The 22877-nt window shown below is 43.6% G+C and carries 21 protein-coding genes and 1 tRNA gene; 15 read left to right on the top strand and 7 right to left on the bottom strand.

Features of this window, described 5'->3' with window-relative positions; all coding sequences use genetic code 11:
* Positions 1-1019: 1019 nt before the first annotated feature.
* The 5 genes from AC3WVG_RS07465 to AC3WVG_RS07445 form a co-directional block, all read right to left on the bottom strand.
* The gene (locus AC3WVG_RS07465; RefSeq protein WP_488797522.1) at positions 1020-2408 is read right to left on the bottom strand and encodes an aspartate ammonia-lyase; all 1389 of its coding nucleotides are present in this window, start codon (positions 2406-2408) and stop codon (positions 1020-1022) included.
* Positions 2409-2675 carry a hypothetical protein gene (locus AC3WVG_RS07460; protein WP_252381257.1) on the bottom strand — a complete coding sequence of 89 codons (267 nt, stop codon included), beginning with the start codon at positions 2673-2675 and terminating at the stop codon, positions 2409-2411.
* A 167-nt stretch (positions 2676-2842) separates the two neighbouring features.
* On the bottom strand, positions 2843-4336 hold the full coding sequence (hydG, locus tag AC3WVG_RS07455) for a [FeFe] hydrogenase H-cluster radical SAM maturase HydG (RefSeq protein WP_252381256.1): 1494 nt from the start codon (positions 4334-4336) through the stop codon (positions 2843-2845).
* A 440-nt stretch (positions 4337-4776) separates the two neighbouring features.
* Positions 4777-5025 (bottom strand): TM1266 family iron-only hydrogenase system putative regulator, encoded by a 249-nt coding sequence (locus tag AC3WVG_RS07450; protein WP_252381255.1) that lies wholly within the window; start codon positions 5023-5025, stop codon positions 4777-4779.
* 134 nt (positions 5026-5159) lie between these two features.
* On the bottom strand, positions 5160-5699 hold the full coding sequence (locus AC3WVG_RS07445; RefSeq protein ID WP_488797521.1) for a hypothetical protein: 540 nt from the start codon (positions 5697-5699) through the stop codon (positions 5160-5162).
* Between the two features lie 359 nt (positions 5700-6058).
* Between AC3WVG_RS07445 and AC3WVG_RS07440 the strand changes: the two genes are divergently transcribed.
* Positions 6059-7399 carry a [FeFe] hydrogenase, group A gene (locus tag AC3WVG_RS07440; protein ID WP_488797520.1) on the top strand — a complete coding sequence of 447 codons (1341 nt, stop codon included), beginning with the start codon at positions 6059-6061 and terminating at the stop codon, positions 7397-7399.
* 15 nt (positions 7400-7414) lie between these two features.
* A complete protein-coding gene (locus tag AC3WVG_RS07435) occupies positions 7415-7759 on the top strand; it encodes an iron hydrogenase small subunit (protein WP_252381253.1) in 345 nt (114 codons plus the stop codon).
* A 579-nt stretch (positions 7760-8338) separates the two neighbouring features.
* On the opposite strand, the gene AC3WVG_RS07430 is transcribed toward AC3WVG_RS07435, so the two are convergent.
* On the bottom strand, positions 8339-8791 hold the full coding sequence (locus AC3WVG_RS07430) for a gamma-glutamylcyclotransferase family protein (RefSeq protein WP_252381252.1): 453 nt from the start codon (positions 8789-8791) through the stop codon (positions 8339-8341).
* An 85-nt stretch (positions 8792-8876) separates the two neighbouring features.
* Positions 8877-9644, bottom strand: coding sequence for an MBL fold metallo-hydrolase (locus AC3WVG_RS07425; RefSeq protein WP_488797519.1), 768 nt, complete (start codon positions 9642-9644; stop codon positions 8877-8879).
* A gap of 408 nt (positions 9645-10052) precedes the next feature.
* On the opposite strand from AC3WVG_RS07425, the gene AC3WVG_RS07420 reads away from it, so the two are divergent.
* From AC3WVG_RS07420 to AC3WVG_RS07360, 13 genes are all read left to right on the top strand, one after another.
* A tRNA-Leu gene (locus tag AC3WVG_RS07420) sits at positions 10053-10137 on the top strand.
* A gap of 145 nt (positions 10138-10282) precedes the next feature.
* Positions 10283-11626: a trigger factor gene (gene tig, locus AC3WVG_RS07415; protein ID WP_488797518.1), complete on the top strand. Its 1344-nt coding sequence runs from the start codon at positions 10283-10285 to the stop codon at positions 11624-11626.
* Between the two features lie 200 nt (positions 11627-11826).
* Complete coding sequence (gene clpP, locus AC3WVG_RS07410; RefSeq protein ID WP_353617329.1) at positions 11827-12498, top strand: ATP-dependent Clp endopeptidase proteolytic subunit ClpP; 672 nt, start codon at positions 11827-11829, stop codon at positions 12496-12498.
* Positions 12499-12622: 124 nt separating this feature from the next.
* Positions 12623-13873, top strand: coding sequence for an ATP-dependent Clp protease ATP-binding subunit ClpX (gene clpX / locus AC3WVG_RS07405; RefSeq protein WP_488797517.1), 1251 nt, complete (start codon positions 12623-12625; stop codon positions 13871-13873).
* Between the two features lie 107 nt (positions 13874-13980).
* Positions 13981-16428 carry an endopeptidase La gene (gene lon / locus AC3WVG_RS07400; protein ID WP_488797516.1) on the top strand — a complete coding sequence of 816 codons (2448 nt, stop codon included), beginning with the start codon at positions 13981-13983 and terminating at the stop codon, positions 16426-16428.
* 476 nt (positions 16429-16904) lie between these two features.
* Entirely contained in the window at positions 16905-17423 is a 519-nt protein-coding gene (locus AC3WVG_RS07395; protein WP_488797515.1) for a ferritin, read from the top strand.
* Positions 17424-17568: 145 nt separating this feature from the next.
* On the top strand, positions 17569-18060 hold the full coding sequence (locus AC3WVG_RS07390) for a DUF2062 domain-containing protein (protein WP_252381245.1): 492 nt from the start codon (positions 17569-17571) through the stop codon (positions 18058-18060).
* Positions 18057-18830 (top strand): 16S rRNA (adenine(1518)-N(6)/adenine(1519)-N(6))-dimethyltransferase RsmA, encoded by a 774-nt coding sequence (gene rsmA, locus AC3WVG_RS07385; RefSeq protein WP_488797514.1) that lies wholly within the window; start codon positions 18057-18059, stop codon positions 18828-18830. Before AC3WVG_RS07390 ends, rsmA begins: the two co-directional genes overlap by 4 nt.
* A 214-nt stretch (positions 18831-19044) precedes the next feature.
* Positions 19045-19317, top strand: coding sequence for an HU family DNA-binding protein (locus AC3WVG_RS07380; protein WP_252381243.1), 273 nt, complete (start codon positions 19045-19047; stop codon positions 19315-19317).
* A gap of 21 nt (positions 19318-19338) precedes the next feature.
* On the top strand, positions 19339-19518 hold the full coding sequence (locus AC3WVG_RS07375) for a hypothetical protein (RefSeq protein ID WP_252381242.1): 180 nt from the start codon (positions 19339-19341) through the stop codon (positions 19516-19518).
* A 155-nt stretch (positions 19519-19673) separates the two neighbouring features.
* Positions 19674-19874 (top strand): 30S ribosomal protein S21, encoded by a 201-nt coding sequence (gene rpsU, locus AC3WVG_RS07370; RefSeq protein ID WP_252381241.1) that lies wholly within the window; start codon positions 19674-19676, stop codon positions 19872-19874.
* A complete protein-coding gene (locus AC3WVG_RS07365; protein ID WP_488797513.1) occupies positions 19875-20318 on the top strand; it encodes a GatB/YqeY domain-containing protein in 444 nt (147 codons plus the stop codon).
* Positions 20319-20335: 17 nt separating this feature from the next.
* A complete protein-coding gene (locus tag AC3WVG_RS07360; RefSeq protein ID WP_488797512.1) occupies positions 20336-22633 on the top strand; it encodes an endonuclease MutS2 in 2298 nt (765 codons plus the stop codon).
* The last annotated feature ends 244 nt before the right edge of the window (positions 22634-22877 follow it).

The following is a 22877-nucleotide window of genomic DNA, read 5'->3' as shown; positions in this document are numbered from 1 at the left end:
TTCGTGCCGCAATGACATACATACACTCCTACCTTGGCCATCTTTACCTCCTTAAGATGTGAAGTAAGTTCACAAAAGCTTCCGTCAGACCGGATACCTTCAAGTATTTTTGTCAGTGTGTAGACACACCCCATGGAAAGTTTTCAATCAAAGCCTTTTTTGGTTTAGGAACGATCCTGCTGTAGCCATAGGCATACGAAATAAAAGCTGTGTTACTCTTTCTGAATTATTATTACGTTAAAATAATTTTAGTGTCAAATAAAAATCAATTATTTTTTTTCGTGTAACGGTGGATGGGTGGATGGGATGATGGGGTTATTTTAATGTTGGATGTTTAATGCTTAATGTTGAATGAAAAAGAAGAGAAAAGGGCGTATTGAAGAGGAAGCTCTGAAGTAGAGAAAATGAGAAGTTAGGTGGGGTGGGTTGGTTAGGTGAGTGAGATGAGTAGGTAGGATGGTCAGTGGATATGGGATTCCATAGTAGAATTTTCCCCTGATTGCCGCCAGATTCTGGATTATTACCACTGCACAGAGTTTCTGAACAGGTTTGGTTCCTAAATTATGACAAAATTTTGCTAAACATGAACAAAAAAAGAGAAAACAATCAGCAGATGGAATACCAAAATTAAGGCTTCTCAAAAATTAGTGCAAATAGCGGGTGCGTCCGATCGTATGGGATAACGACTCTACAGTGCTATTGAGTCTATGGCCAAACCTTACTCAGAGGACAATTTTTCATATTTTTTTCAATCCTGATTTCTTTCATGCTGGTGCAAATGCCTGGACCCATCCAAGGCTTGCTTACGGGCAGAGCATAATGGGGCATTTAGGGTAAGCGAATATTCTTTTTATTGTCGCTAGCTATGACAAATAGTCCCAAGATATTTAGTTTTGTCGCCCCGATGCTCTGCTTATCCGCAAGCTTCGCCAAGATAGCTTACCCAGCCCTTTGCAATGCTTTCAAGAAACCAGGATTTTCAATCTGGTGGTCAGGATGGGGTTTGGCCACAGACTCTATTATCTGTAACCTAGAGCTGTCATTGCTTCCGGGGAGAGAATATATTCCAATTGATCTTTGGGGATAAGATTTTTTTCCCGGACTATTTCTAGCACGCTCTTGCCCGTTTTTTGTGCTTCTTTGGCTACTGATGTTGCCTGCTCGTAGCCGATGTAGGGTAAAAGCGCGGTTATTAGGCCTGGGCTGTGATGAGCATAGTGGGCGCAAATTTCTTTGTTGGCAGAAATTCCCTGAATACACTTTTCCCGGAAAATTTTATTGGCCTGAATCAGCAGGCTTAAAGACTCAAGGAGGGCATGGGCTAGAAGTGGCAGAAATGGATTTAATTCAAATTGTCCATTCTGACATACTTGAGTCACAATAAAATCATTGGCCATGACCTTGATGGCTACCTGGCCCACTGCTTCGCAAATAACCGGATTGACTTTGCCTGGCATGATGGAAGAACCGGCCTGGACCTCTGGCAGTTTTATCTCCCGCAAGCCTGCTAAAGGGCCAGAAGACATTAACCGCAGGTCAGAGCTAATTTTAAACAAGTTGACAGCATGGGCTTTTAAAATGCCAGAGACTTCTACAAAGGCATCCATATTCTGGGTGGCGTCAACCATGTTTTCAGCACGTGCAAGGCCAAAGCCTGTTTGTTCACGCAACTTTTCAATTACCAGAAATATGTATTTTCTTGGCGCTGTAAGGCCGGTACCAATAGCTGTCCCTCCTATATTCACTACCCGCAGTCTTTCTTCGCATTTAAATACTCTCCATCTATCCCTGGCAATGGCCTCGGAAAACGCGGAAAACTCTGCCCCCAGGGTCATGGGAACAGCATCCTGCAGTTCAGTGCGCCCAATCTTGATAACATCACGAAATTCGTTTTCTTTGTCTTGTAAGGCGGCCTGTAACTTGGCAATCTTTTTTTCCAGGTCTCGCAGAAGGCTAATGGCAGCTATTTTAATTGCAGTGGGATAAACATCGTTGGTTGATTGATGTAAATTGACCTGGTTAATGGGGTGAACGAGTTTATAGTCGCCTTTTTCACCTTCCAGGATTTCAATTGCCCGGTTGGCAATAACTTCATTGATGTTCATATTGGTAGAAGTTCCTGCGCCGCCCTGCAGGGCATCGACCACGATCTCCTCATTCAGTTTTCCAGAGCAGACATCCTCGCAGGCAGAAATTATAGCCTCGCCTGTTTCTGGTTTCAGGTAGCCCAGTTCCAGATTGGCCCTGGCACAGGCCTGTTTAACCAGGCCCATGGCCCGGATCAGTTCCGGGTGAACATTTAGGCCGGATAAGGGAAAGTTTTCTTTTGCCCGAAGAGAATGAATCCCAAAATAAGCATCTCGGGGTATCTTTTTTTCGCCTAAGAGATCGTGTTCAATGCGTATCATTTAAAGCACCTTTGAAACTTTTTTTGCAAAGGGAATTAGCTCGTCCAGCAAAGCCCGCCTTTTTTCTTCCGAGATATCACCTTCCCAGAAAACAGTGATTTTTTCGGTCAAAGTTCTCTTTTCAGGTCGCACGAACATCTCTTCTCCATGGCCAGCCAGAAAGTGGTTGCGCCTGCCCAGCACTTGAGCAAAATATACCCTGCTCAGACCAAACCGCGCACACACCTCTTTGGCCTTTTCCTCTAATAGTTTTTTGATTTCGTTCATATCCTGCATCTCTTGAGAGCCTGTGGCCAAACCCTTTAACTAAATTTAAGTTTCGTGGTTTATTTTATGCTGGTACACTTTTAAGTTGAGTAAGGTGAGTAAGGAGGGTATCAATAATGCCTTACTCAACCTACTCAACTACTTACACACTCAACCACTCAACTAAACTACAAATGCTGATCTCTTTCCCCGGCCTCTTCTTTTTGCAGTAGCTCTTTGACCTGCTTCGCTGCCTGGGGCACGTGTTCATCCAGCCATTTTAAGTAGTTGGGGATAATCACTTTTTCCCCGATTTCTTTTACTCTGGGCGAGGCATAATCCAGGAGGTATTCTTTAAAAGTAAGGATGCCATTGCCAATACAAAAGTTTTTAACAGTTGCATGCTTGGCCAATGGCATAAAATTGTCACCTGTGCGGCCTTCACGGTAACAGGCAGTACAAAAAGAAGGTAAATATCCATCTTTGCACAAATCATAGATGAAGTCGTCCAGGCTACGAGTGTCCTGAATAAGAAATTGCTGCTTGTCAGGAATATGCTCTTTTTTCATCTCAGCATATCCACCAACGGCAATTCTGGTACCGGCATCCATCTGGGAAATTCCGCCTTTTTGTATAAGGTCCCTTCGCAGGGCAGGAGCTTCTCTCGCGGTTAAAATTGACCCTGTATATGGGCACATCAGGCGGATAATAGCGACTATTTTTTTAAAGTCTTCATCATCCACAAGATAGGGAGAGTTTGAGGTGATAGGAGTGTTTACTGCGTGTTCCAGGCGTGGGTAAGAAATGGTATGAGAGCCTACGCCGAATTCTTTTTCCAGAGACATGGCATGATAAAGTAGCCCCAATAACTCAAAACGCCAGTCATAGAGCCCGAACAAAGCCCCGATAGCCACATCATCAATGCCTGCCTGCAGGGCCCGGTGCAGGGCGAATTGTCGCCACTTATACTGGCCCTTGAGAGTGTTGGCAGGATGCATTTTATGATAAGTCGGATGATGATACGTTTCCTGAAAGACTTGATACGTGCCAATGCCCACAGCCTTTACTGCCTCGTATTCATCGACAAACAAAGGTGGAGCATTGACATTGACCCGTCTAATCTCTCCTTTTCCATTTTTTATACTGTATATTTTTTCTATGGTTTTACACATGAATTTGTAGTCACTTGCAGGGTGTTCTCCGTAAACGACAATAAGCCGTTTCTGGCCCATGCCGGTGAGGACTTTTATTTCCTCTTCCAACTCTTCCATGGTTAATGTTTTTGTGTGAACTTCCTTGTTGCTGTGCCTGAATCCGCAATAGGCGCAATTATTTACACAAGGGCTGGAAATATAAAGGGGCGAAAAAAGCACAATCCTGTTGCCATAGACTTTGCACTTGATCCAGTTGGCAGCTTCGAAAATAGCCTCCCATAGCTCTGGATCTTGCACGTTGGTGAGAGCACCTACTTCTTCGGGAGAAAGCATGGCCCCGGTTAGGGCATTTTCTTTTGCCTTGGAAACTATTTCCAGGATTTCTTTTTTATCCGGATTTTTTTTCTCTTCAATGATTTTCGATATGTTATCATCATCGATGAAATCCTCCCAGGGACAATCTTCTTCCCATTTCTTGATTCTGGCCAACCGTTCTTCTCGCCATTCCTTTTCTTTTGCGCTCAGCATATAGAAACCTCCTTAAAAGTGAAAAATATTAGCTCAAGGCCGAAAGTATTTATGTGCCTGTGGTCGAACCTGTTTATCAGATTAATTTCCATGGTTTATTCCAGTCTTAGTTTCTTTCATGCTGGCACAAAGACTTGGACCCATCTAAAACTTGCTTGCGGATAGAGCATAATGGGATATTGTAAATAAGCAGACACTCTTTTTATTATCGATAACCATGGTTAACATCGCAAAGTGTTTAGCCCATTCATCCCGATGCTCTGTTTTCCCGCAAGCTTCATTAAGATTGGGTTACCCAAGCCGTTTGTAATGCATTTCAGAAACCAAGACTTTCAATCAGCGGTTTAAATAGGCGTTGGTCACAGAGTCTTAAGGGTTGTATGGTTGAGCAGGCAGCTAGGCCAGCAACAACAACTACAACCCTTTCAACATTATCACTGTTACTTTGTTATTAAAATGGATTTGACTTCTACCTGAGGAATCATGCCTAGTTTGCCGGTGAGGGCACCTATTTGATCTGTATTGGCTTCAACGATTAAGGAAATTACATTTACCTTTTTCTCGCGATAAGGCACTCCCATACGCCCAATAATCATTTCGCCGTATTCAGTTAAAATCTCGTTGACTTTAGAACTGGAAGATTTCCTGTCCTTGACGATGATGGCTATTACGCCCATTCTTTTGTTCATTTTAACCCTCCAAAAAATAAAACCCGACCAAAGCAAATGCCTGCAGGCCGGGTAGAAAGCGAGATTTATTCACACTAACCCTTGGGTTCAGGCTTGCACCCTTCCCGCAGGCAAAGGTTTACTTTTCGATAACCCTAGAACATTAACATGCTCCCTTGCAGCAGCTTGAGCCGATAAATCGGCTCAAGCTTACTGCTAGTTGTTGTTGATAGAAAACCGTTTTCCTGTAGCTGCCTTTTTATTATTTTTATTGCTCTGCGCATGGCCTTGCACATTTCTTTAGAGATAGAGGGTCTGCCTGTCTCCTTGGGCTGGATGAAGATAAAAAGAAGCTTTTCAGGGAATCCATTAGCCAGTTCAGTCCTGGCCAGGGCTTGAGTCAGGGGTCTGATCGTTTTTGATTGCTCTGTTAACCAGGTGAGGTTTTGCCGGAAGGTCTTATAGTTCCAGCAAAGGATGCGCCCCGGATTTACCCCCAGGCAGAGCCCCTGGACAATAATGGCCAAACTTGCTTTGTAGAACCAGACGTCCGCTTTTATTGCCTCTTCAGCCAGGTAGGCGAGGCGGATGTTGTCGCCCAAGTTATCCTGTGCGAGGGCTTCCAGAATATAGCATCCAACCCCCATATCTCCGTCTAAAATGTTGCCGAGACCGATTATAGATATTTCGCACATATTCGATATTGTATATAAAAATCATAATCGTATTACGATTTACTTCGACCTTAGGTAAAGGAAACGAACTTGGCAAGCTTTTTTTAAAAAAATATTTTTTTTGTTTTCTTTCTATAAATTTTTGTTGACCTTCTTGACAGATAAATTTTTATTTTTTATGCGCAAAATTATAAAATTTTATAAATGATTTAATTTTTTTTGGTTTTAATCCAGGCAAACGAGTTTGGGGCTAATTTAAGATTACTGAGGGTCAAGGGGGTGTAAATTGAGAGCTTCGAGAGCCAACCTTCAGGCTCTAAACTCAAATTTGGTAAGGGCATTTTTTATTTTTAGGACGCATCCTAACGGAGGAGGGTATCATGTCCGGATGCAGAGCCAAAACGGCACCTAAACTTACGCCGGTAGATTTATCGGCGATAATACCAGAGGAGGAGGGGACCATGAAAAAAATGGAAGATGTGATGTATCTGACCAATGCCCCGAGAAGTGAGGACCCGGACAATATTTATTTTGTCCAGGTGGATCTCACCAAGTGTCAGGGGTGTGGAGTGTGTGAGGAGCATTGCCCCACCGGCGCTATTCAGGCCATTAATGATGATGGCATTCACCAGGTAGTCAGTCCGGCAGCGTGCATGAATTGCGGGCAATGTTTGCTCAATTGTCCTTACGGCGCTATCTATGAAGGCGTTTCTTATGTGGACGAGATTTTTGAAAAGTTGAAAGATCCGGACACGATAGTTGTGTCTATGCCTGCCCCGGCTGTTCGCTATGGCCTTGGAGAGTGTTTTGGCTATCCGACAGGCACGTATGTAGGGGGCAAGATGCATGCTGCCCTGAGGAAACTTGGTTTTGATTACATCTGGGACAACGAATGGACCGCAGACGTAACCATCATGGAGGAAGGTACAGAGCTTATCGAGCGGGTTAAGCATCCAAGCAAGGACAAGCCATTACCACAGTTTACGTCATGTTGTCCGGGGTGGGTCAAGTTTTGTGAGACTTTTTATCCTGATCTCTTGCCCCATCTTTCCACATGTAAATCCCCCATAGGGATGCTTGGCGCTCTGGCCAAAACATATGGCGCCCACGAGACGCATATCCCTGGCCAGAAGATTTACACCGTATCTATCATGCCATGTATCGCCAAGAAGTACGAGGGGCTCCGACCAGAGATGGGCGATAGTGGCTTTAAAGATATTGATGCCACTATAAATACCAGGGAACTGGCCTACATGATCAAAAAGGCAGGAATTGACTTTAAAAGTTTGCCCGACCAGGAACCTGACCCTGCACTAGGTATGTCCACGGGTGCTGCGACAATCTTCGGCACCAGTGGCGGAGTTATGGAAGCAGCTCTTCGCTTGGCTTACGAGGTTTTATCCGGTCAAAAACTTGCTAACCCTGACATAAAAATTGTGCGTACCCATGAGGGCATTAACACCGCTGACATTAAGGTTCCGAATTTCGGAATAGTCAAAGTGGCCGTTGCCAGTGGACTTCAGAATGCCGCCAAACTCTGCGAAGAAGTTCGGGCTGGCAAGTCTCCCTATCACTTTATTGAGATTATGACCTGCCCTGGCGGTTGCGTAAACGGTGGAGGACAGCCTTTGGATCCGGATATTCGCGAAGAAGCTTCACTGTTTAAGTGCATGATTGCGAAGATAAACAAGAGATACAGAATGCGAAAAGTTTGTTGTTAGGAAGGAGGGTAAACCATGAAAAAAATGATAAAGATGACCAGACGCAGTTTTCTTAAGGCTGCAGGCATTGCTACCGGCTATATGGTCTTGGGGTTTAACATGACCAAAGAGGCCGTAGCCGCAGCCATGGAGTTCGTGGCCTTGCGTCAGAAATCTGTTTATGAAGCTGATGCCAAAATCTATAAGATCAGAAAGTCACAGGATAATCCCATGGTCAAAAAACTCTACGATAAAAAGCATGGCTTTTTGCATGAAGGACCATGCGGACATATGTCTCACCGCCTTTTGCATACCAATTACTATGATCGTAGCGCCAGGGTTAAGGCCTTGAAAGAGAAGGGTATTGAGTTGGCCCTTTAATCTTATTCAAATAGAGCAGCCTGAGGGGAGGACTAGTTGTCTGAACCAAAGGGCGTTTTTCTGCATCGCGATTTTGTTAAAGTTTGTTAAAGATAGATTCTTTCCCCTGCCTGTTTGCCCTTTCCTTTGTACTTTGAGATAGATCCAGGATTCAATAATAAGTCCCGTACCAATAACTGATATCATTGACTCAACTTTCCGAGTTAAATGGAGAGCACATTTTTTCAATTGTAATGCATTTTAGAAAAAGTGCTTTCCAAAAGCGTAGAAGTTATGGTGTTAGACAGCTAGGGAAGTTGAGAGCCTGGGCTCTAACCTTTTTATCAACTTAATTGTCCTGGTTTTATTTCAGTCTTGGTTTCTTTCATGCTGGTACAAAGACTAGGACCCATCTAAAACTTGCTTGCGGACAGAGCATAATGGGATACTTTGGGTAAGCAAATATTCTTTTATTACCGATGGTTATGGTCAACATCGCAAAGTATTTAGCCCATTCATCCCGATGCTCTGTTTTTCCGCAAGCTTCATTAAGATTGAGTTACCCAAGCCGTTTGTAATGCATTTCAGAAACCAGGACTTTCATTCAGCGGTTAAAATAGGGTTTGGCCATAGGCTCTTGAGCCATTGAGTTTTTAAGTTAATAAAATCGAGATAATCTCCGGAGGGGATTAGTTTCAGGTTTTTTGTAGGGAGGTTGTACTCATACATCCATGCCGTAATATTTGGGCCGTTCTCAAGTTTAACGCTAACTTTTTTTCTTTTATATTCATGTGGTTGAGGGTAATCTTTGGTACACCCCTCGTAAGCATCAAGCTTGTTTAAAACTTTTTCTGGCCTTCGCAAGAAGTACACTTCCCCAAGGACTCTACTTGCTGGGTCTTCAGTTAATACCGCTCCAGGATAGTGTTTAACCGCATATAGCTTGGCCTGCACATAGCCAAGACCAATAAAATCTGCATTATTAAGCAGAAAAGTATGCAGAGGATGCGCTACCTTTTGCCGCAAGGTTCCATATACAAAAAGATATTCCATTTGCTTTATTGGTCGACTCGGGTTTGGGGTTAAGCTTAAATGAAATTCCACTCAACATTGTCAGATTGGCGTGATGCAGGGCAAGTCACGAGCCGGGCACCATGATTTTGTCTCCTGGTTCCGGTAAAAAGCCACGTATATCATTGTTGGCCTGTAGGATTTTTTTGATTTTTTGGCTATGTTTTCGGCGAACATCACGTTGCAGGTGGACAAGTGCCAGGGATTTGGCCTTGGCCTCACGGGCAAAGTCCATAGCGTCATGCACGTTGTTGTGTCCTGGGACCAGGTCCTCCAGGGTGTATGCTTCGCAAATAACCATGTCACATTTTTGGGCCAGGCAAAGGCACTCTTTTGTCGGTCTGCCGTCTCCAGTGTAAAAAATACTCCCATTGCTGGATGTTATTTTTATCCCGAGACAGTCTTGGGGGTGTTTTGTTGGGGCAAAAGCCAGAGAAAATAAAGCCAAATCAACGGTTTTGTCGACCTCTGCCTCTATGAAAAGTATTGGGTAGGTAAGCTTTGGCCATAGAGAGGGATAGGCAAGACCTACGGAAGCTGTGACTAAGTCTTCAATGCCTGGTTGGCTGATGATGGTCAGGGGCTTAGTTCTTTTGTGCTCATAAAATCTTAACAAAAGAGCAGGCAGGCCAAAAAAATGGTCGCCATGAAAATGAGAAATCCAAATTGCGTCCAGAGTAAGCGGGTTCGGACTAACCTGCCAGTAAGCAGAAGCAGCAGTAAAACCCAGGTCGAGTAACAGGCTGTAGGTATTATCTTCGGATTGGACCAAAATTGAAGTATTGGCCAGGTTTTCATCAAAGGCCTCGCCTACTCCGCAAAAGATGACTTTCATTTTTTCCTCCTGAACAGATTTTCAGGATAATCGTTTCTAATTAAGGGGTAAAAATTACGGATTAAGAATTAAGGATTAAGGTGTACGACCACCAAGGGAAATAACGGTCTGCCACGCCATAATTGGCTTAAACGTTTTTAAATAAACTTCAAAAAGAACGGTGTAAACATACGGGGGTAACCTATTTGCACCACTCTCTTAAAGTTTAATATTTTGCTAACTTCTGCTTAATATTAATAATATCAATACCTTCAAATCTTTCTCATACATCTCTCTTATCCTTTAATCCTTAAACCTTATCCCTCAAAAAATCCGCGTGGGTCTGCGGTTGAAATATTAACCTGAAGCTTTAAACTTGTTCTATTGACAATTTGTGTGTTAAAAGATTAGTTAGCTTTTTTCCAAAAAGCGAGAGTGGCGGAATTGGTAGACGCACTGGACTTAGGATCCAGCGGCTTGGTCCGTGGGGGTTCGACTCCCCCCTCTCGCACCAACTAAACTAATAATATTTTTTTGCCGTGAATTAGCCATGGTTTCGTTTGTGAGCGGCATTGCCTTTTGCGTACAAACAACCCTATAGCCAGCTTTGTGGTAAACTAAAAAGTTCGTGGCAAATTAAAAAGGAGGATAGGTTTTCCATGGATTATAAAGTTGAGGAGTTATCCTCAGTCAAGAGAAAAGTTAATGTACAGGTGCCAATTGAGGAAGTGAACGCTGCCATTGCTGCTACTGTTGCCTTGTACCGCAAGGATGCTGATATTAAAGGCTTTCGCAAAGGTAAAGTGCCCTCCTCAATTATTGAAGGTCGTTTCAAAAAGCAAATCTATAATGAAGCGACAACTGATTTAATCAATTTACACATCAATGAGATCTTAAATGAGATGAAACTGGTCCCTTTGTCCAGGATCGATGTTGATGCCAAAGAGCTGGTAAAGGGCCAGGAGTTTAATTATTCTTTTAGTTTTGAAGTTGCCCCGGAATTTGAGCTTCCTGAATATAAGGGTCTGGAAGTAGAGGAAGAAGAGGTTGAGGTAAATAAGGAAGAGGTAGAGGCAGTTATTCAACGTTTGAGAGAAAGACTCGCCGAATTTATTATTGTTGAAGAAGACCGTCATCCGAAAGAAGGCGATGCAGTGGTGATTGATTTTGAGGCCTATAAAGACGGGGGGCCAATAGAGGGAGTCAAGGCTGAAAATTTTCAAATGACTTTGGGCGAGGGTGGTGCCCTGCCTGAATTTGAAGAGATAGTCATGGGCTTGAAGCCGGGCCAGAGCGGCGAGGGCGAGGTCCAGTTGCCAGAAGATTTTATCAATAAAGAATTGGCTGGCCAGAAAGTGCTGATGAAAGTTACTCTGCATAATATAAAAGAAAAGAAGCTCCCGGACATAGATGATGAATTGGCCCAGAAGGCTGGCGGTTATGATTCTATTGAGAAGCTTAGAGAGGCAATTGAAAAGTCTTATGTGGCTACCAGGAAGGAGTTGACCAAGAGCGTGGCCCAGAAGAAGCTTCTGGATGAGTTGAAGGCAAAGGTTGATTTCGAATTGCCTGAGTCAATGGTGAAAAGCCATATTGACCAAAAGATTGCCGAGCTTAGGGATAAACTTGAGCGCCAGGGCAAAAGCTTCGATTCCCTGGGCAAGAGTATGGAAGAGCTGGAGAAGGAATTTCGCCCCGAAGCTGAAGAGATCGTAAAATCTCAAATATTTTTGTTGGCAGTGGCCCAAAAAGAAGAGTTGACTGTAAAGCCCGAGGAGCTGGATGCTCAACTACAAAAAATAGCTTATGCTACCGGGCAGGATTTTGCGACCCTGAAAAATTTCTATGAGCAGAACAATCTTATGATTGCTTTGAAAGATAAGGTTTTGGCTGATAAGGCCATGGAGCTGATTTACGAGAACGCCAAAATAAAATTGGTTCCGCAAGTCAAGGATGAAGAGGGGGAAGAGCCCTCTAAAGAAAGTGAATCTGAAGAAGAATAATATTAACCGGGCAGGGTCTTTTGCCCTGTCCGGATTTACCTCTTCTGATACCTCCTTTTTCCTCAGTTCCCAGCCTTTTGATTTCCTTCATACCAGCTTTAAAATCAGGATTTTTTCTGTTATGATTTGGGTGTTTTTTATTCTGGCATTTGAGCTAAAATGATGTTAATTTTTTGAGATAAAGTTAAAAAGCTAGAGAGATTCCTCTAGATCTCAAAAGAGAGTCGAACAAAAAAGGAGAAAATATGTCATATTATAATATCCCTATGGTTATTGAAACAACTGGCAGAGGTGAGCGGGCCTACGATATTTACTCAAGGCTGCTTAAAGACAGGATTATCCTTTTGGGTTCTCAAATCGATGACAATGTAGCCAATCTCATCTGTGCCCAGCTTTTATTTTTAGAATCAGACAATCCGGAAAAGGAAATAAATTTTTATATCAATTCCCCTGGTGGGTCTGTCACGGCGGGGATGGCTATTTATGATACCATGCAGTATATTTCATCCCCGGTAGCTACGTTGTGTCTGGGCCAGGCAGCGAGTATGGCTGCCCTGCTTTTGGCGGCCGGAGAAAAAGGGATGCGTTACGCTCTGCCCAATAGCCGTATTTTGATTCATCAACCCATGGGTGGATTTCAAGGTCAAGCCACAGATATTGATATTCAGGCCAGAGAGATTATTCGTCTTAAAGCTATCTTGAATAATATCTTGTCCAAGCATACGGGGATGGATGTGGCCAAGGTGGAAAAGGATACCGAACGTGATTATTTTATGAGCGCTACCGAGGCCAAAGAGTATGGAATCGTGGATCATGTCCTGACTTCGAGGGCCGAGATAGAGAATTTAGACACTCAAAAGTCAAAAAGCTAAGGGCTCAATGTGGCTGATTGAAAGTCTTGGTTTCTGGACTATATAATGCTGTCCCTTTTGATTGTCTTGTCCGTAAGGCAAACAGGGGCAGGTGTGATGTTTTTAAATCTTAACGAGGTGAGTTATGGCGGACGAGAAAAAGCCTTATCTTTATGATTTATGTTGTTCATTTTGCGGGAAAGGCCAGGAAGAAGTAGAGCGTTTAATTGCCGGGCCTGATGTATATATTTGCAATGAGTGTGTGGCCCTGTGCGAGGAAATTATTGCTCAGGACAACATTAAGGAAGACCTGGAGGACGGAGAAATTCTGCCTCCGGCTGAAATCAAAAAGGCACTTGATGATTACGTTATTGGCCAGGATGAAGCCAAAAAGGTTCTTTCTGTTGCTGTTTATAACCATTATAAGAGGATTCAATATGCCAGTCTTAAAAGCGATGACGTGGAACTGGACAAGAGTAATATACTTCTAGTCGGGCCTACTGGTTCGGGAAAAACCCTCTTGGCCCAGACTCTGGCCAGGATTCTCAAGGTTCCCTTTGCCATTGCCGATGCTACCACTTTGACTGAGGCCGGTTATGTGGGTGAAGACGTGGAAAACATTTTGGTCCAATTGGTCCAAAATGCCGACTATGACCTGGAGGCAGCCTCCAAAGGTATCATATATATAGATGAAATAGACAAGATTGCGCGTAAGGCCGATAGTCCATCCATTACCAGGGATGTCTCAGGAGAAGGTGTCCAGCAGGCCTTGTTGAAGATCATTGAGGGTACCGAAGCCAATATCCCACCCAAGGGAGGGCGTAAGCATCCTCAACAGGAATATATTCGGATAGATACCTCCAATATCCTGTTTATCCTCGGAGGAGCTTTTATTGGCTTGGAAAATATTATCCAGCAGCGCTTGCAAGGAAGCACCATGGGCTTTGGCGCCAAGATCAGCAATAAAAAGAAGATGAGCTCGGATGAGCTTTTAAAACAGGTTCATCCGGAAGATTTAGTCAAGTTTGGCCTTATTCCCGAATTTATAGGCCGTATTCCTGTGATTACCTCTTTGCAGGAACTTTCAGAAGAGGATCTGGTTCGCATTCTGACTGAGCCCAAAAATGCATTGGTTAAACAGTATAAAAAAATGTTTGAACTTGACAATGTGCGGTTAAAGTTTACTAAAAACGCATTAAAAGCTATTGCCAGAAAGGCCTTGGAGAGAAAAACAGGAGCCCGCGGTTTAAGAAATGTTATGGAAACAATCATGCTTGATATCATGTATAAGATACCATCCATGAAAGGTGTGCGTGAATGTTTGGTCAACAAAGCCGTTGTAGAGAATAACCTGGAACCTTTGATTTTCTATGACCAGGAAGTAAAATCAGCCTAGAAGGGGGCGGGTATTGCCCGCTCCTCTCTAACCGTTTATTTGTTTACCACTCCTGTTTCATCTCCTTTGAATCCACTATAAAATTTTAAGCTCCAAATGGAGGGAGAATGGATCAAGTTAATAATTTTGATCAAGATAATAGTCCCGAAGAAATTTTTTTGCCGTTGATGACCCTTAGAGAAGTTGTCATGTTCCCGGGGAGCATTGTTCCCTTGTTTGTGGGGCGTGAGAAGTCTATTAAGGCCATTGAGTCAGCTCTGGCTGATTATGATAAGAAGATTTTTTTAGTCGCTCAAAAAGATCCTAAAATTGAGAAACCCAGCAAGGATGATCTTTTTGCCTGCGGGTGTGTGAGCAGGGTTCTCCAGATGTTCAGGCTCCCGGATGGAACAATCAAAGTCTTGTTCGAGGGGTTGTACAGGGCACGCATAGAGCTTGAAGAAGTAGATTTCTCATCCCGAGTTCCCCTGGTGCGGGTTATTCCTCTTCAGGATATAGAGGTGGACGATTTAGAGGCTGAGGCCCTGGTGCGGGCCACGCATGAGGCCATTGAAGAATATGGCAGGATTAATGCCAAAATGGCCAAAGAAACAATATTGTCCATGTCTTCCATCAATCAGCCGGGGCCATTGGCCGATGCTTTGATGCCTCACTTGAAGCTGGATTTTCAGAAAAAACAAGAGGTCCTTGAAGAGATAGACCCTAACAAACGTTTGGAAAAGGCCTATGCTTATTTACAAGGGGAAATAGAGGTCTTTTCTCTTGAGAAGAAGATCAAGACCAGGGTCAAAAAGCAGATGGAGAAAAATCAGAGAGAATATTATCTTTCTGAGCAGTTAAAGGCCATTCACAAAGAAATGGGTCGAGAAACCGATCCTAAGGCTGAATTGGATGAACTGGAAGAGAAGGTTAAGAAGAAGAATATGCCAGAGGCTGCCAAGGAAAAGGCCCTCGAGGAGATCAAGAAACTCCGTATGATGCCCTCCAATTCGGCCGAATATACAGTTGTACACAATTATGTGGACTGGATTTTGGCCTTGCCCTGGAACGAGCTGAAAAAAACAGAAATCGATATTAGGTCAGCAGAAAAGGTTCTCAATGAAGATCATTTTGGCCTGGAAAAGCCCAAGGAGAGGATCCTGGAATATCTAGCAGTACAAAGCCTAGTGGACAAGATCAAAGGACCTATTCTTTGTCTTGTGGGACCGCCGGGAGTAGGTAAAACATCTTTGGCCAAGTCCGTGGCCCGTGCCATGCAAAGGGATTTTGTCCGTTTGTCGTTGGGAGGGGTGCGCGACGAGGCAGAAATAAGAGGACACCGCCGGACCTATGTTGGTGCTTTGCCAGGGAAGATTATTCAAAGCCTTAAACGCACCAAATACAACAATCCAGTCTTCTGCCTGGACGAAATAGATAAGATGAGCACTGATTTTCGGGGCGATCCATCTGCTGCCCTGCTTGAGGTTCTGGACCCGGAGCAAAATTATGCCTTTAATGATCATTATCTGGATTTGGATTACGATCTCTCCAATATCTTTTTTATAACCACGGCCAACAGCCTTCATTCCATACCTCTGCCTTTGCAGGATAGAATGGAAATAATAAAACTTCCAGGATATCTGGAGACGGAAAAAAAGGAAATAGCCAGGCATTTCTTGTGGCCGAAGCAGTTAAAGCAGCACGGATTAACCAAAGACAATGTTTTTATTTCAGACGGAGCTATTCTGGAGATTATTCGTCGTTATACCAGAGAGGCAGGGGTGCGGAACCTGGAGCGGGAAATTGCTTCCATCTGCCGCAAGGTAGCAAAAAGATTAGTGCAGGGTGGGGATGTGAGCAAAAAGGTTCAGGTCAGCAAATCCAATATAGGCACTTATCTCGGGGTGCCCAAGGTGCGCCATGGAGAAAGGGAAGAAAAGCCTTTGGTCGGCGTGACCACTGGATTGGCCTGGACAGAGGTCGGCGGGGAACTTCTCCTTGTGGAAGTGGCCTTGATGCCGGGTACAGGTAAGGTTGAGATTACCGGGAAACTTGGCGAGGTGATGCAAGAAAGCGCCAGGGCAGCCCTCAGTTATGTCCGTTCAAGATCGGATATGTTCGGACTTAGGCCAGACTTTTACAAGGAGATAGATATCCATGTCCATGTACCGGAAGGTGCAACTCCTAAAGACGGTCCGTCAGCTGGCATAACCTTGGCTACCAGTTTGGTCTCAGCCCTTTTGAATTTACCGGTGCGCAACGATTTGGCCATGACCGGCGAGATTACTCTTCGCGGGCGGGTATTACCTATTGGTGGACTAAGAGAAAAACTGTTGGCCGCGCGACGGGCTATGATTTCTGAAGTCATAATTCCGGAAGATAATGAGCGTGAACTGAAAGAAGTACCAGAAAATGTGCTCAAGGGGCTAAAAATTACCAAAGTAAGGCATATGGATGAAGTTCTTCCGCAAGCCCTGCTGGGTACGACACCTGACCACCTGTTTTGCGGACGGGAGAATATTTTCCCCCTGGCACAGAAGCTGCTCAAAGAGGAATTTAGAACTCAGGCACAATAGGGATAGCAATTATACGGTTTTTTGGTAAAGGCCGGAATTCTCGGCCTTTATTTTTGCGTGATAGATTGCCTGTAACTATTCTGACGAAGAAAAAGGGCTGTCTACTTTGCGTCTATGATCAAACCTTTTTTCGAGGTCGAGTTTTATAATTTTTTTCAATTCTGATTTCTTTCACGCTGGACCCATCTATAGCTTGCTTGCGGGCAGAGCATCATGGGGCATTTAGGGTAAACGGATATTCTTTTTATTGTCGATAGTTATGGTAAACAGTCCCAGATATTTAGCTTTGTCATCCCGATGCTCTGCTTATCCGCAAGCTAAGCTCAAGATGGGTTTCCCAGTCCTTTGCAATGCATTCAGAAAACAAGGGTTTTTAATCTGGTAGTCAAAATGGTTTTTGGCTACAGGCTATCTTATTTTTTAGATCATATGTTTCACGGATTTAGGTTTTTACCTATAAAAAGGAGGAGAATGAAATGCTGTCCAAAACCATGGAAAAGGCTTTGAACGAACAAGTCAATGCTGAATTGTACTCTAGCTATCTCTATCTTTCCATGTCAGCCTACTTTCAAAACCTTAATTTGAGCGGATTTGCATCATGGATGAAGGCCCAGGCCCAGGAAGAGCTGTTCCATGCCATGAAATTCTATAATTATGTCTATGAACGGGGTGGGAAAGTGGTCCTTCAGGCTATTGTGGCCCCGCCGACAGAGTGGGAATCCCCTTTGGCTGCCTTTGAAGCAGCTCTGGCTCATGAGCAGAAAGTTACTGGTTTGATTAATGATTTGGTCAATTTAGCTATTGAAGAGAAAGATCATGCTACCAATAATTTTTTACAGTGGTTTGTTAGTGAACAGGTAGAGGAAGAAGATAGCGTGGGTGAGGTGGTGAATAAGATCAAACTCATTGGCCAAGCCAGCGGTGGGTTGTTTATGCTCGATCGAGATTTAGCTCAGAGGACCTTTACCATGCCACAGGATAATGAGAAGAAGTAGAACAAATCCCGGAGGCCGTCGGACTTTGCCAAACTTGCTTGTGTATGAAATGTTTAACTTTGTCTGTCCTAAATGTCATTGACTGTTTTGAGTTGGATTTTTTCTGATTTACATTTTATCTACACTGTCTACACGAGGATCGAAGTTGAATCGTTTGTGGGTAAAATTAAAAAGATATCTCAGGTACTGGTATTTAAAAATTGTTAGGATCAAGGCCCCACCCCATTCAACTGCTTTAGGCTTAGCCGTGGGCGTTTTTGTAGGTTGTTTACCTGTTATACCTTTTCAGACCGTAGTGGCTCTAAGCCTGGCCTTTGTTTTCAAGTGTAATAAAATAGCGGCTGCCCTGGGGACCTGGGTGTCCAATCCGGTGAATGTCCCTTTTTTTTATTATGGTCTGTATGTAGTCGGTAAGTTTCTCGTGCCCATAAGTGATGTATGCTATGACCCAAATCAACTGGCTCTGGCGGATATGCTCAAACTGGGCTGGGACCTAGTGGTGGTTATGATGGTTGGAGGGGTGGTTGTGGGAATTCCAGCAAGCCTGGTCACCTATTTTATGTCTTTGCGCTTTATCAGAATGTATCATGACCGACGTGCAGAGAGAAGGCGCCTTAAAAGGTTAAAGAGAATATGACCAGGTGCAGACCGAAAAAGAGCTTGGGCCAAAATTTTTTAGTAGATAAGAATACTGCCCGAAAAATAGTTCACCAATTGGCACTGCGCCCTGAAGATACTGTGCTGGAAATTGGTCCGGGCCAGGGAGCCCTGACTCAGTTTATTCATGGTCAGGTAGAGGAGTTCATTGCTTTAGAGAAAGATTGGCAATTGGCTTCAGAACTGAAAAAGAAGTGGCCAGACCTAGACCTAATAAATGGAGATGCTCTTTTATTTTATTGGGCCAAACTTAAAAAAGTAAGGCAACTCAAAATTATTGGCAACCTGCCTTATAATGTTGCTTCGCCGATAATGTGGGACCTTTTTAGCCAGCTGCCTACATTTAAGCGGGCCGTATTTATGGTTCAGAAGGAAGTGGGCTTAAGACTTGTGGCCAGGCCAAAAAATAAGACTTATGGAGCATTGTCTGTGTGGGTACAAAATTTTGTCCGCCCGCAAATTTTATTTTTTGTTGGCCCTAATGTATTTTTCCCCAGACCCAAGGTGGATTCGGCTGTTCTTAGCTTTGAGCCCAAAAAAGAGGTTATGGGTAGAGTCCAGGCCCAAAAACTGTCACGGACAGTCAAGTTACTCTTTCAATTTAGACGTAAGCAGCTTGGTCGGATATTGAGAACATATTGGAATGAAAGGATAAAATTTTGGTTTGAAGAGCATGAGATAAGTCCTAGATTTCGACCCGAGGACCTTTCCCCAGAGCAAATTAGAAGTTTGGCCCAGGTTATTTTTTAATTTTTAAGCATTAATTTTTATAAATAGTCTTGACTAAAGCCCAGAAATTTTGTTTCTGCCTATTGTTTGCCTGTAAAAATTGATAAAGCACAAGTTCATTAGTTTACCTGGGGGGCATAATTTGTAGATATATTTTAAATTGGGGTAAACTTTTATAAAATTTGGCTTCGAGAATTTACTTGGCCAAATGGACAAATTAAGGAGGAAGACTGTAATGACAAAAGCTGAATTAGTTTCTAAGATTGCGGAGAAAACAGGGTTGACCAAAGCTGATTCCGAAAAGGCGTTGAATGCATTTTTAGGCGCTGTTGAGGAGACGTTGGTTAAAGAAGGAAAGTTGACCCTGACGGGTTTTGGAACTTTTGTTGTAGAGGAGAGAAAAGAGCGGACTGGACGCAACCCTCGCACAGGTGAAGAGATTAAGATACCTGCGTGTAAAGTTGTTAAATTTAGGCCCGGTAAGCTTCTCAAGGAGGCGGTAAAATAAAAATTTTTTAGGAGGCCCAAAATGTTGCATGGCGAAACTGTTCACAGTATGCTTCCCCAGGATCTTCCATGGTGGAGGCCTGATCACGCTATTTTTTTTGGAGTTCTTTACGCTGTAATCTTGGTTATTGGCAGTGGCTTGGGAGTAGTTTTCTTTAAATCTTTGTGTGAAACCCTGGCAGAGAAGCGAAAAAGTCAATAACAAAATAGACGACGGGAGTTTGAAGGTAATTAGAAAAAAGAAAGAGGAGCCCTAGGGCCCTCTTTTTTTTTCTTGCCAAAAAAAGAAAAAGAGGCTATAGATAATAATTTGCTTCTTTGGCGATTGTTTATATTCTCTTTAAGGAGGTGAGGTTTGTGCCAGGAGTTGTCTTAGGGGAGAATGATAATTTTGATCTGGCCTTGCGTAAGTTTAAAAAACAAGTCGAGAAGGCTGGCATTCTCTCTGAACTAAAAAAGAGGCAGCACTATGAAAAGCCTAGTGTGCAGAGAAAAAAGAAAGAGGCTGCTGCCAGAAAAAGATTGATGAAAAAATTACGTAAAATGAATCTTCTTTAAATGAAACTGGTTAAAAAGTTAGATCAAGACTTTGTGGCTGCTTATAAGGCCAAAGATGAGATTAAAGTGGCTGTCTTGCGTATGGTCAAGGCAGCCATTAAGAATAAGCAGGTGGAATTGGGCAGAGAGTTAAAAGACGAAGAGGTCCATGCTCTTCTGAGTAAGGAGGCCAAGCAGCGTCAGGATGCCATTGTCCAATTTCAAAAAGCTGGTCGTGCAGATTTAACAGAAAAAGAAAAAAAAGAGTTGGAGATTCTTCAACACTATCTACCTACGCCCTTAACTCTTCAAGAGTTGTCCTCGATTGTTGATGAAACCATAAAAGAGCTTGATGCCCAAGGGATGCAGCATATGGGCCAAGTAATGCGGACTATCATGAGCAAATATGCCGGCCGTGTTGACGGTAAAGAGCTCAGTCAAATAGTCCGTGAAAAACTTTCGTAAAATTACTCTCCTTAAATATGGAATCCAGGACAATAAACATGCTGGAGTTAAACAAAGTCCTCCAGCATTTGAGTCAGGAAGCTGTTTCTGTCCCGGGACAGGAAAAGTGCCTGCAACTTGCTCCGCTTCATGATATCCAGGACATAAATAGGCAAAGCAGGCTTTTGGGCCAGGCTATCAAATGGCAGAAAGAAGCCAGGTTTGAGTTGGATTTTTTTCCGGACCTGGACTCAATTTTTGATTATTTGAAAAGACCTGAAGCCATTCTAGCCTGGGAAGGCTTGTGGGCCGTTTTGGAAACTCTAAGGGCGGGTCACAAAGCATGGCAACGTTTTTCCGGGCTTAATTCCAAAATATATCCTGATTTGTATAAATTAGGTGAAAAAATTTCCTGGCCGCAGAAACTTTGGTCTGGTTTGCGCCGTTGTCTTGGCCAGGATGGTAATTTGCGTGATGAGAGTTCGCCAGGGCTTTTGTCCGTGCGTCAAGAAATCCGTTCCATTCACGAGCAGTGTACCAAAAAAGTGGGGCGTTATCTGCAAGATAGCGACCTTCTTCATTTTCTTCAAGACGAGTTTTTAACTATTTCTTCAGATCGCTATGTCCTAGCTTTAAAGAGCAACTTCAAGGGACGGCTTGAGGGGATCATCCACGATTATTCTCAGACCGGCGAAACTTGCTATTTTGAGCCTCTGTTTTTGGTCGAGCTAAATAATCGTCTGCAAAGCCTAAAACAAGAAGAGAAAAAAGAAGAAGAGCAGGTTTTTGCTTATTTGTCTGGTCTTGTCCGGCAGGAGCAAGAACAGCTTTCAACTTTATATGCCTGGTTGGTCGAGCTGGATGTGCTTCTGGCAAAATGCAAGTTGGCAGATAAAATTTCAGGTCTGGCCCAAGAGATGAATAGTGATGGTCTATTGTCCTTGAACCAGGCCAGACATCCTCTTTTAGCTCTGCGCGGACAACGTGTTGTGCCTGTAGATCTTAAATTAAATCCTGACCAGAAGGCACTGATTATCACCGGAGGCAATTCAGGCGGGAAAACCGTATGTCTTAAAACCTTGGGGCTTATTGCCCTCATGGTTAAGTCTGGACTTCCTGTGCCTTTAAAAGAGGGGAGTCTCATTCCTTATTGGGAGAAGATTTTTGTCCTCATAGGTGATGAGCAAAGCTTGGAGACCAATCTAAGTACTTTTACAGCTCAAATCGAGCACTTTGCCCGATTTTATCCCCACGTGGATGACAGGAGCCTGGTAATTTTAGATGAGTTTGGCGTGGGCACAGATCCGACGCAGGGTGCTGCTCTGGCTCAGGCAGTTGTTGACGGTCTACTAGAAAAAAAGGCCTGGGTGGCCCTGGCCACACATTTTCCGGCTTTAAAAATGTATGGTCTGACCAGAGAGGGGGTCAGGGTTGCATCGGTTCTATTTGACCCAGAGACCAACAAACCTCTTTTTAAGCTGGCTTATGATCAGGTGGGCGCTAGCCAGGCCCTGCAAGTGGCACGCGAGTATGGCTTGGCCGAAGAAATTTTAACCCGGGCAGAAGAATACCTGCTTGTTGCCGGAGGGGATCAGGGCCAGATTTTTGATCGCCTTAACGAATTGGCAGTGAGCAAGGAAAAGGAAATTGAAAAATTAAAAAAGAGGCAGCAGGAACTGGAAGAGAAATATGCCAGGGCATTAAAGCGGATTGAGCAGGAAAAAGAGAGGTTGAGTTTAGAATTAAAGCAAGCTGCGCAAGAGATTATCAGGCAGTGGAAGGAACAGAAGATTGGCCGCAAAAAGGCCCTGAAAGAGATGGCCAAGTTGCGGGAAAGACTTGCGCCAAGGAGGGAAGAGCGGGAAACCAAGAAGTTTTCCTGGGAAGATGTTGAGGTAGGCCAGAATTATATCTACCTGCCCTGGGGCAAAAAAGGACGGGTGGATGCTAAAGACAGCAAAAAAGAGCAGATAAAAATTGATCTGGGCGGGATTGCCTTATGGGTTAAACTTGATGATCTTGGGCCTATAGAGGAACGGGTTGGTGACAAGCAGCAAGGAGTGGGCTTTAAGTTTAAAAAAACAACCTCTTATCTGCCTATTAAATTGGATCTACGGGGGAAAAGAGTAGAAGATGCCTTAATTGAATTGGGAAAGTTTCTGGATCAAGCCATATTATCCGGGCGCAAAGAGTTAGAAATTATCCACGGCAAGGGGACAGGAGCTTTAAAGAAGGCAGTGCAGGATTATTTGCGTGGGATTTCCGGGGTAAAAAAAGTAACCTTCGCTCCTGCCGACCAGGGTGGCGAAGGGGTAACATTGGTAGAGTTGGTGTGAAGCGTTCAAGGTTCAACGTTCAATGTTAGCTTATTTCAGGAGTGATAGCATAAGCGTCTGGCAATCAAGGTTAATGTGTTTATTGCTACTAAATTACCTTTAGAGCTTGTAGCCAAACTTTTCATCAACTTAATTTCCATGTTTTATTCTAGTCTTGGTTTCTTTCATGCTGGTACAAAGACTTGGACCCATCTAAAACTTGCTTGCGGACAGAGCATAATGGGATATTTTGGGTAAACAACTA

This window comes from Desulfovulcanus sp. (assembly GCF_982781345.1).
This window is presented reverse-complemented; position numbering and strand designations above follow the sequence as displayed.

Bases quoted from the DNA above. Each gene is read 5' to 3' on its own strand.
- hydG (WP_252381256.1), bottom strand. From the start codon at position 4,336: ATGCTGAGCGCAAAAGAAAAGGAATGGCGAGAAGAACGGTTGGCCAGA.
- AC3WVG_RS07460 (WP_252381257.1), bottom strand. From the start codon at position 2,675: ATGAACGAAATCAAAAAACTATTAGAGGAAAAGGCCAAAGAGGTGTGT.
- AC3WVG_RS07360 (WP_488797512.1), top strand. From the start codon at position 20,336: ATGGAATCCAGGACAATAAACATGCTGGAGTTAAACAAAGTCCTCCAG.
- clpX (WP_488797517.1), top strand. From the start codon at position 12,623: ATGGCGGACGAGAAAAAGCCTTATCTTTATGATTTATGTTGTTCATTT.
- AC3WVG_RS07375 (WP_252381242.1), top strand. From the start codon at position 19,339: ATGTTGCATGGCGAAACTGTTCACAGTATGCTTCCCCAGGATCTTCCA.
- lon (WP_488797516.1), top strand. From the start codon at position 13,981: ATGGATCAAGTTAATAATTTTGATCAAGATAATAGTCCCGAAGAAATT.
- AC3WVG_RS07465 (WP_488797522.1), bottom strand. From the start codon at position 2,408: ATGATACGCATTGAACACGATCTCTTAGGCGAAAAAAAGATACCCCGA.
- AC3WVG_RS07430 (WP_252381252.1), bottom strand. From the start codon at position 8,791: ATGGAATATCTTTTTGTATATGGAACCTTGCGGCAAAAGGTAGCGCAT.
- AC3WVG_RS07365 (WP_488797513.1), top strand. From the start codon at position 19,875: ATGAAACTGGTTAAAAAGTTAGATCAAGACTTTGTGGCTGCTTATAAG.
- AC3WVG_RS07425 (WP_488797519.1), bottom strand. From the start codon at position 9,644: ATGAAAGTCATCTTTTGCGGAGTAGGCGAGGCCTTTGATGAAAACCTG.
- AC3WVG_RS07395 (WP_488797515.1), top strand. From the start codon at position 16,905: ATGCTGTCCAAAACCATGGAAAAGGCTTTGAACGAACAAGTCAATGCT.
- AC3WVG_RS07440 (WP_488797520.1), top strand. From the start codon at position 6,059: ATGTCCGGATGCAGAGCCAAAACGGCACCTAAACTTACGCCGGTAGAT.
- AC3WVG_RS07435 (WP_252381253.1), top strand. From the start codon at position 7,415: ATGAAAAAAATGATAAAGATGACCAGACGCAGTTTTCTTAAGGCTGCA.
- AC3WVG_RS07380 (WP_252381243.1), top strand. From the start codon at position 19,045: ATGACAAAAGCTGAATTAGTTTCTAAGATTGCGGAGAAAACAGGGTTG.
- rsmA (WP_488797514.1), top strand. From the start codon at position 18,057: ATGACCAGGTGCAGACCGAAAAAGAGCTTGGGCCAAAATTTTTTAGTA.
- AC3WVG_RS07450 (WP_252381255.1), bottom strand. From the start codon at position 5,025: ATGAACAAAAGAATGGGCGTAATAGCCATCATCGTCAAGGACAGGAAA.
- tig (WP_488797518.1), top strand. From the start codon at position 10,283: ATGGATTATAAAGTTGAGGAGTTATCCTCAGTCAAGAGAAAAGTTAAT.
- AC3WVG_RS07445 (WP_488797521.1), bottom strand. From the start codon at position 5,699: ATGTGCGAAATATCTATAATCGGTCTCGGCAACATTTTAGACGGAGAT.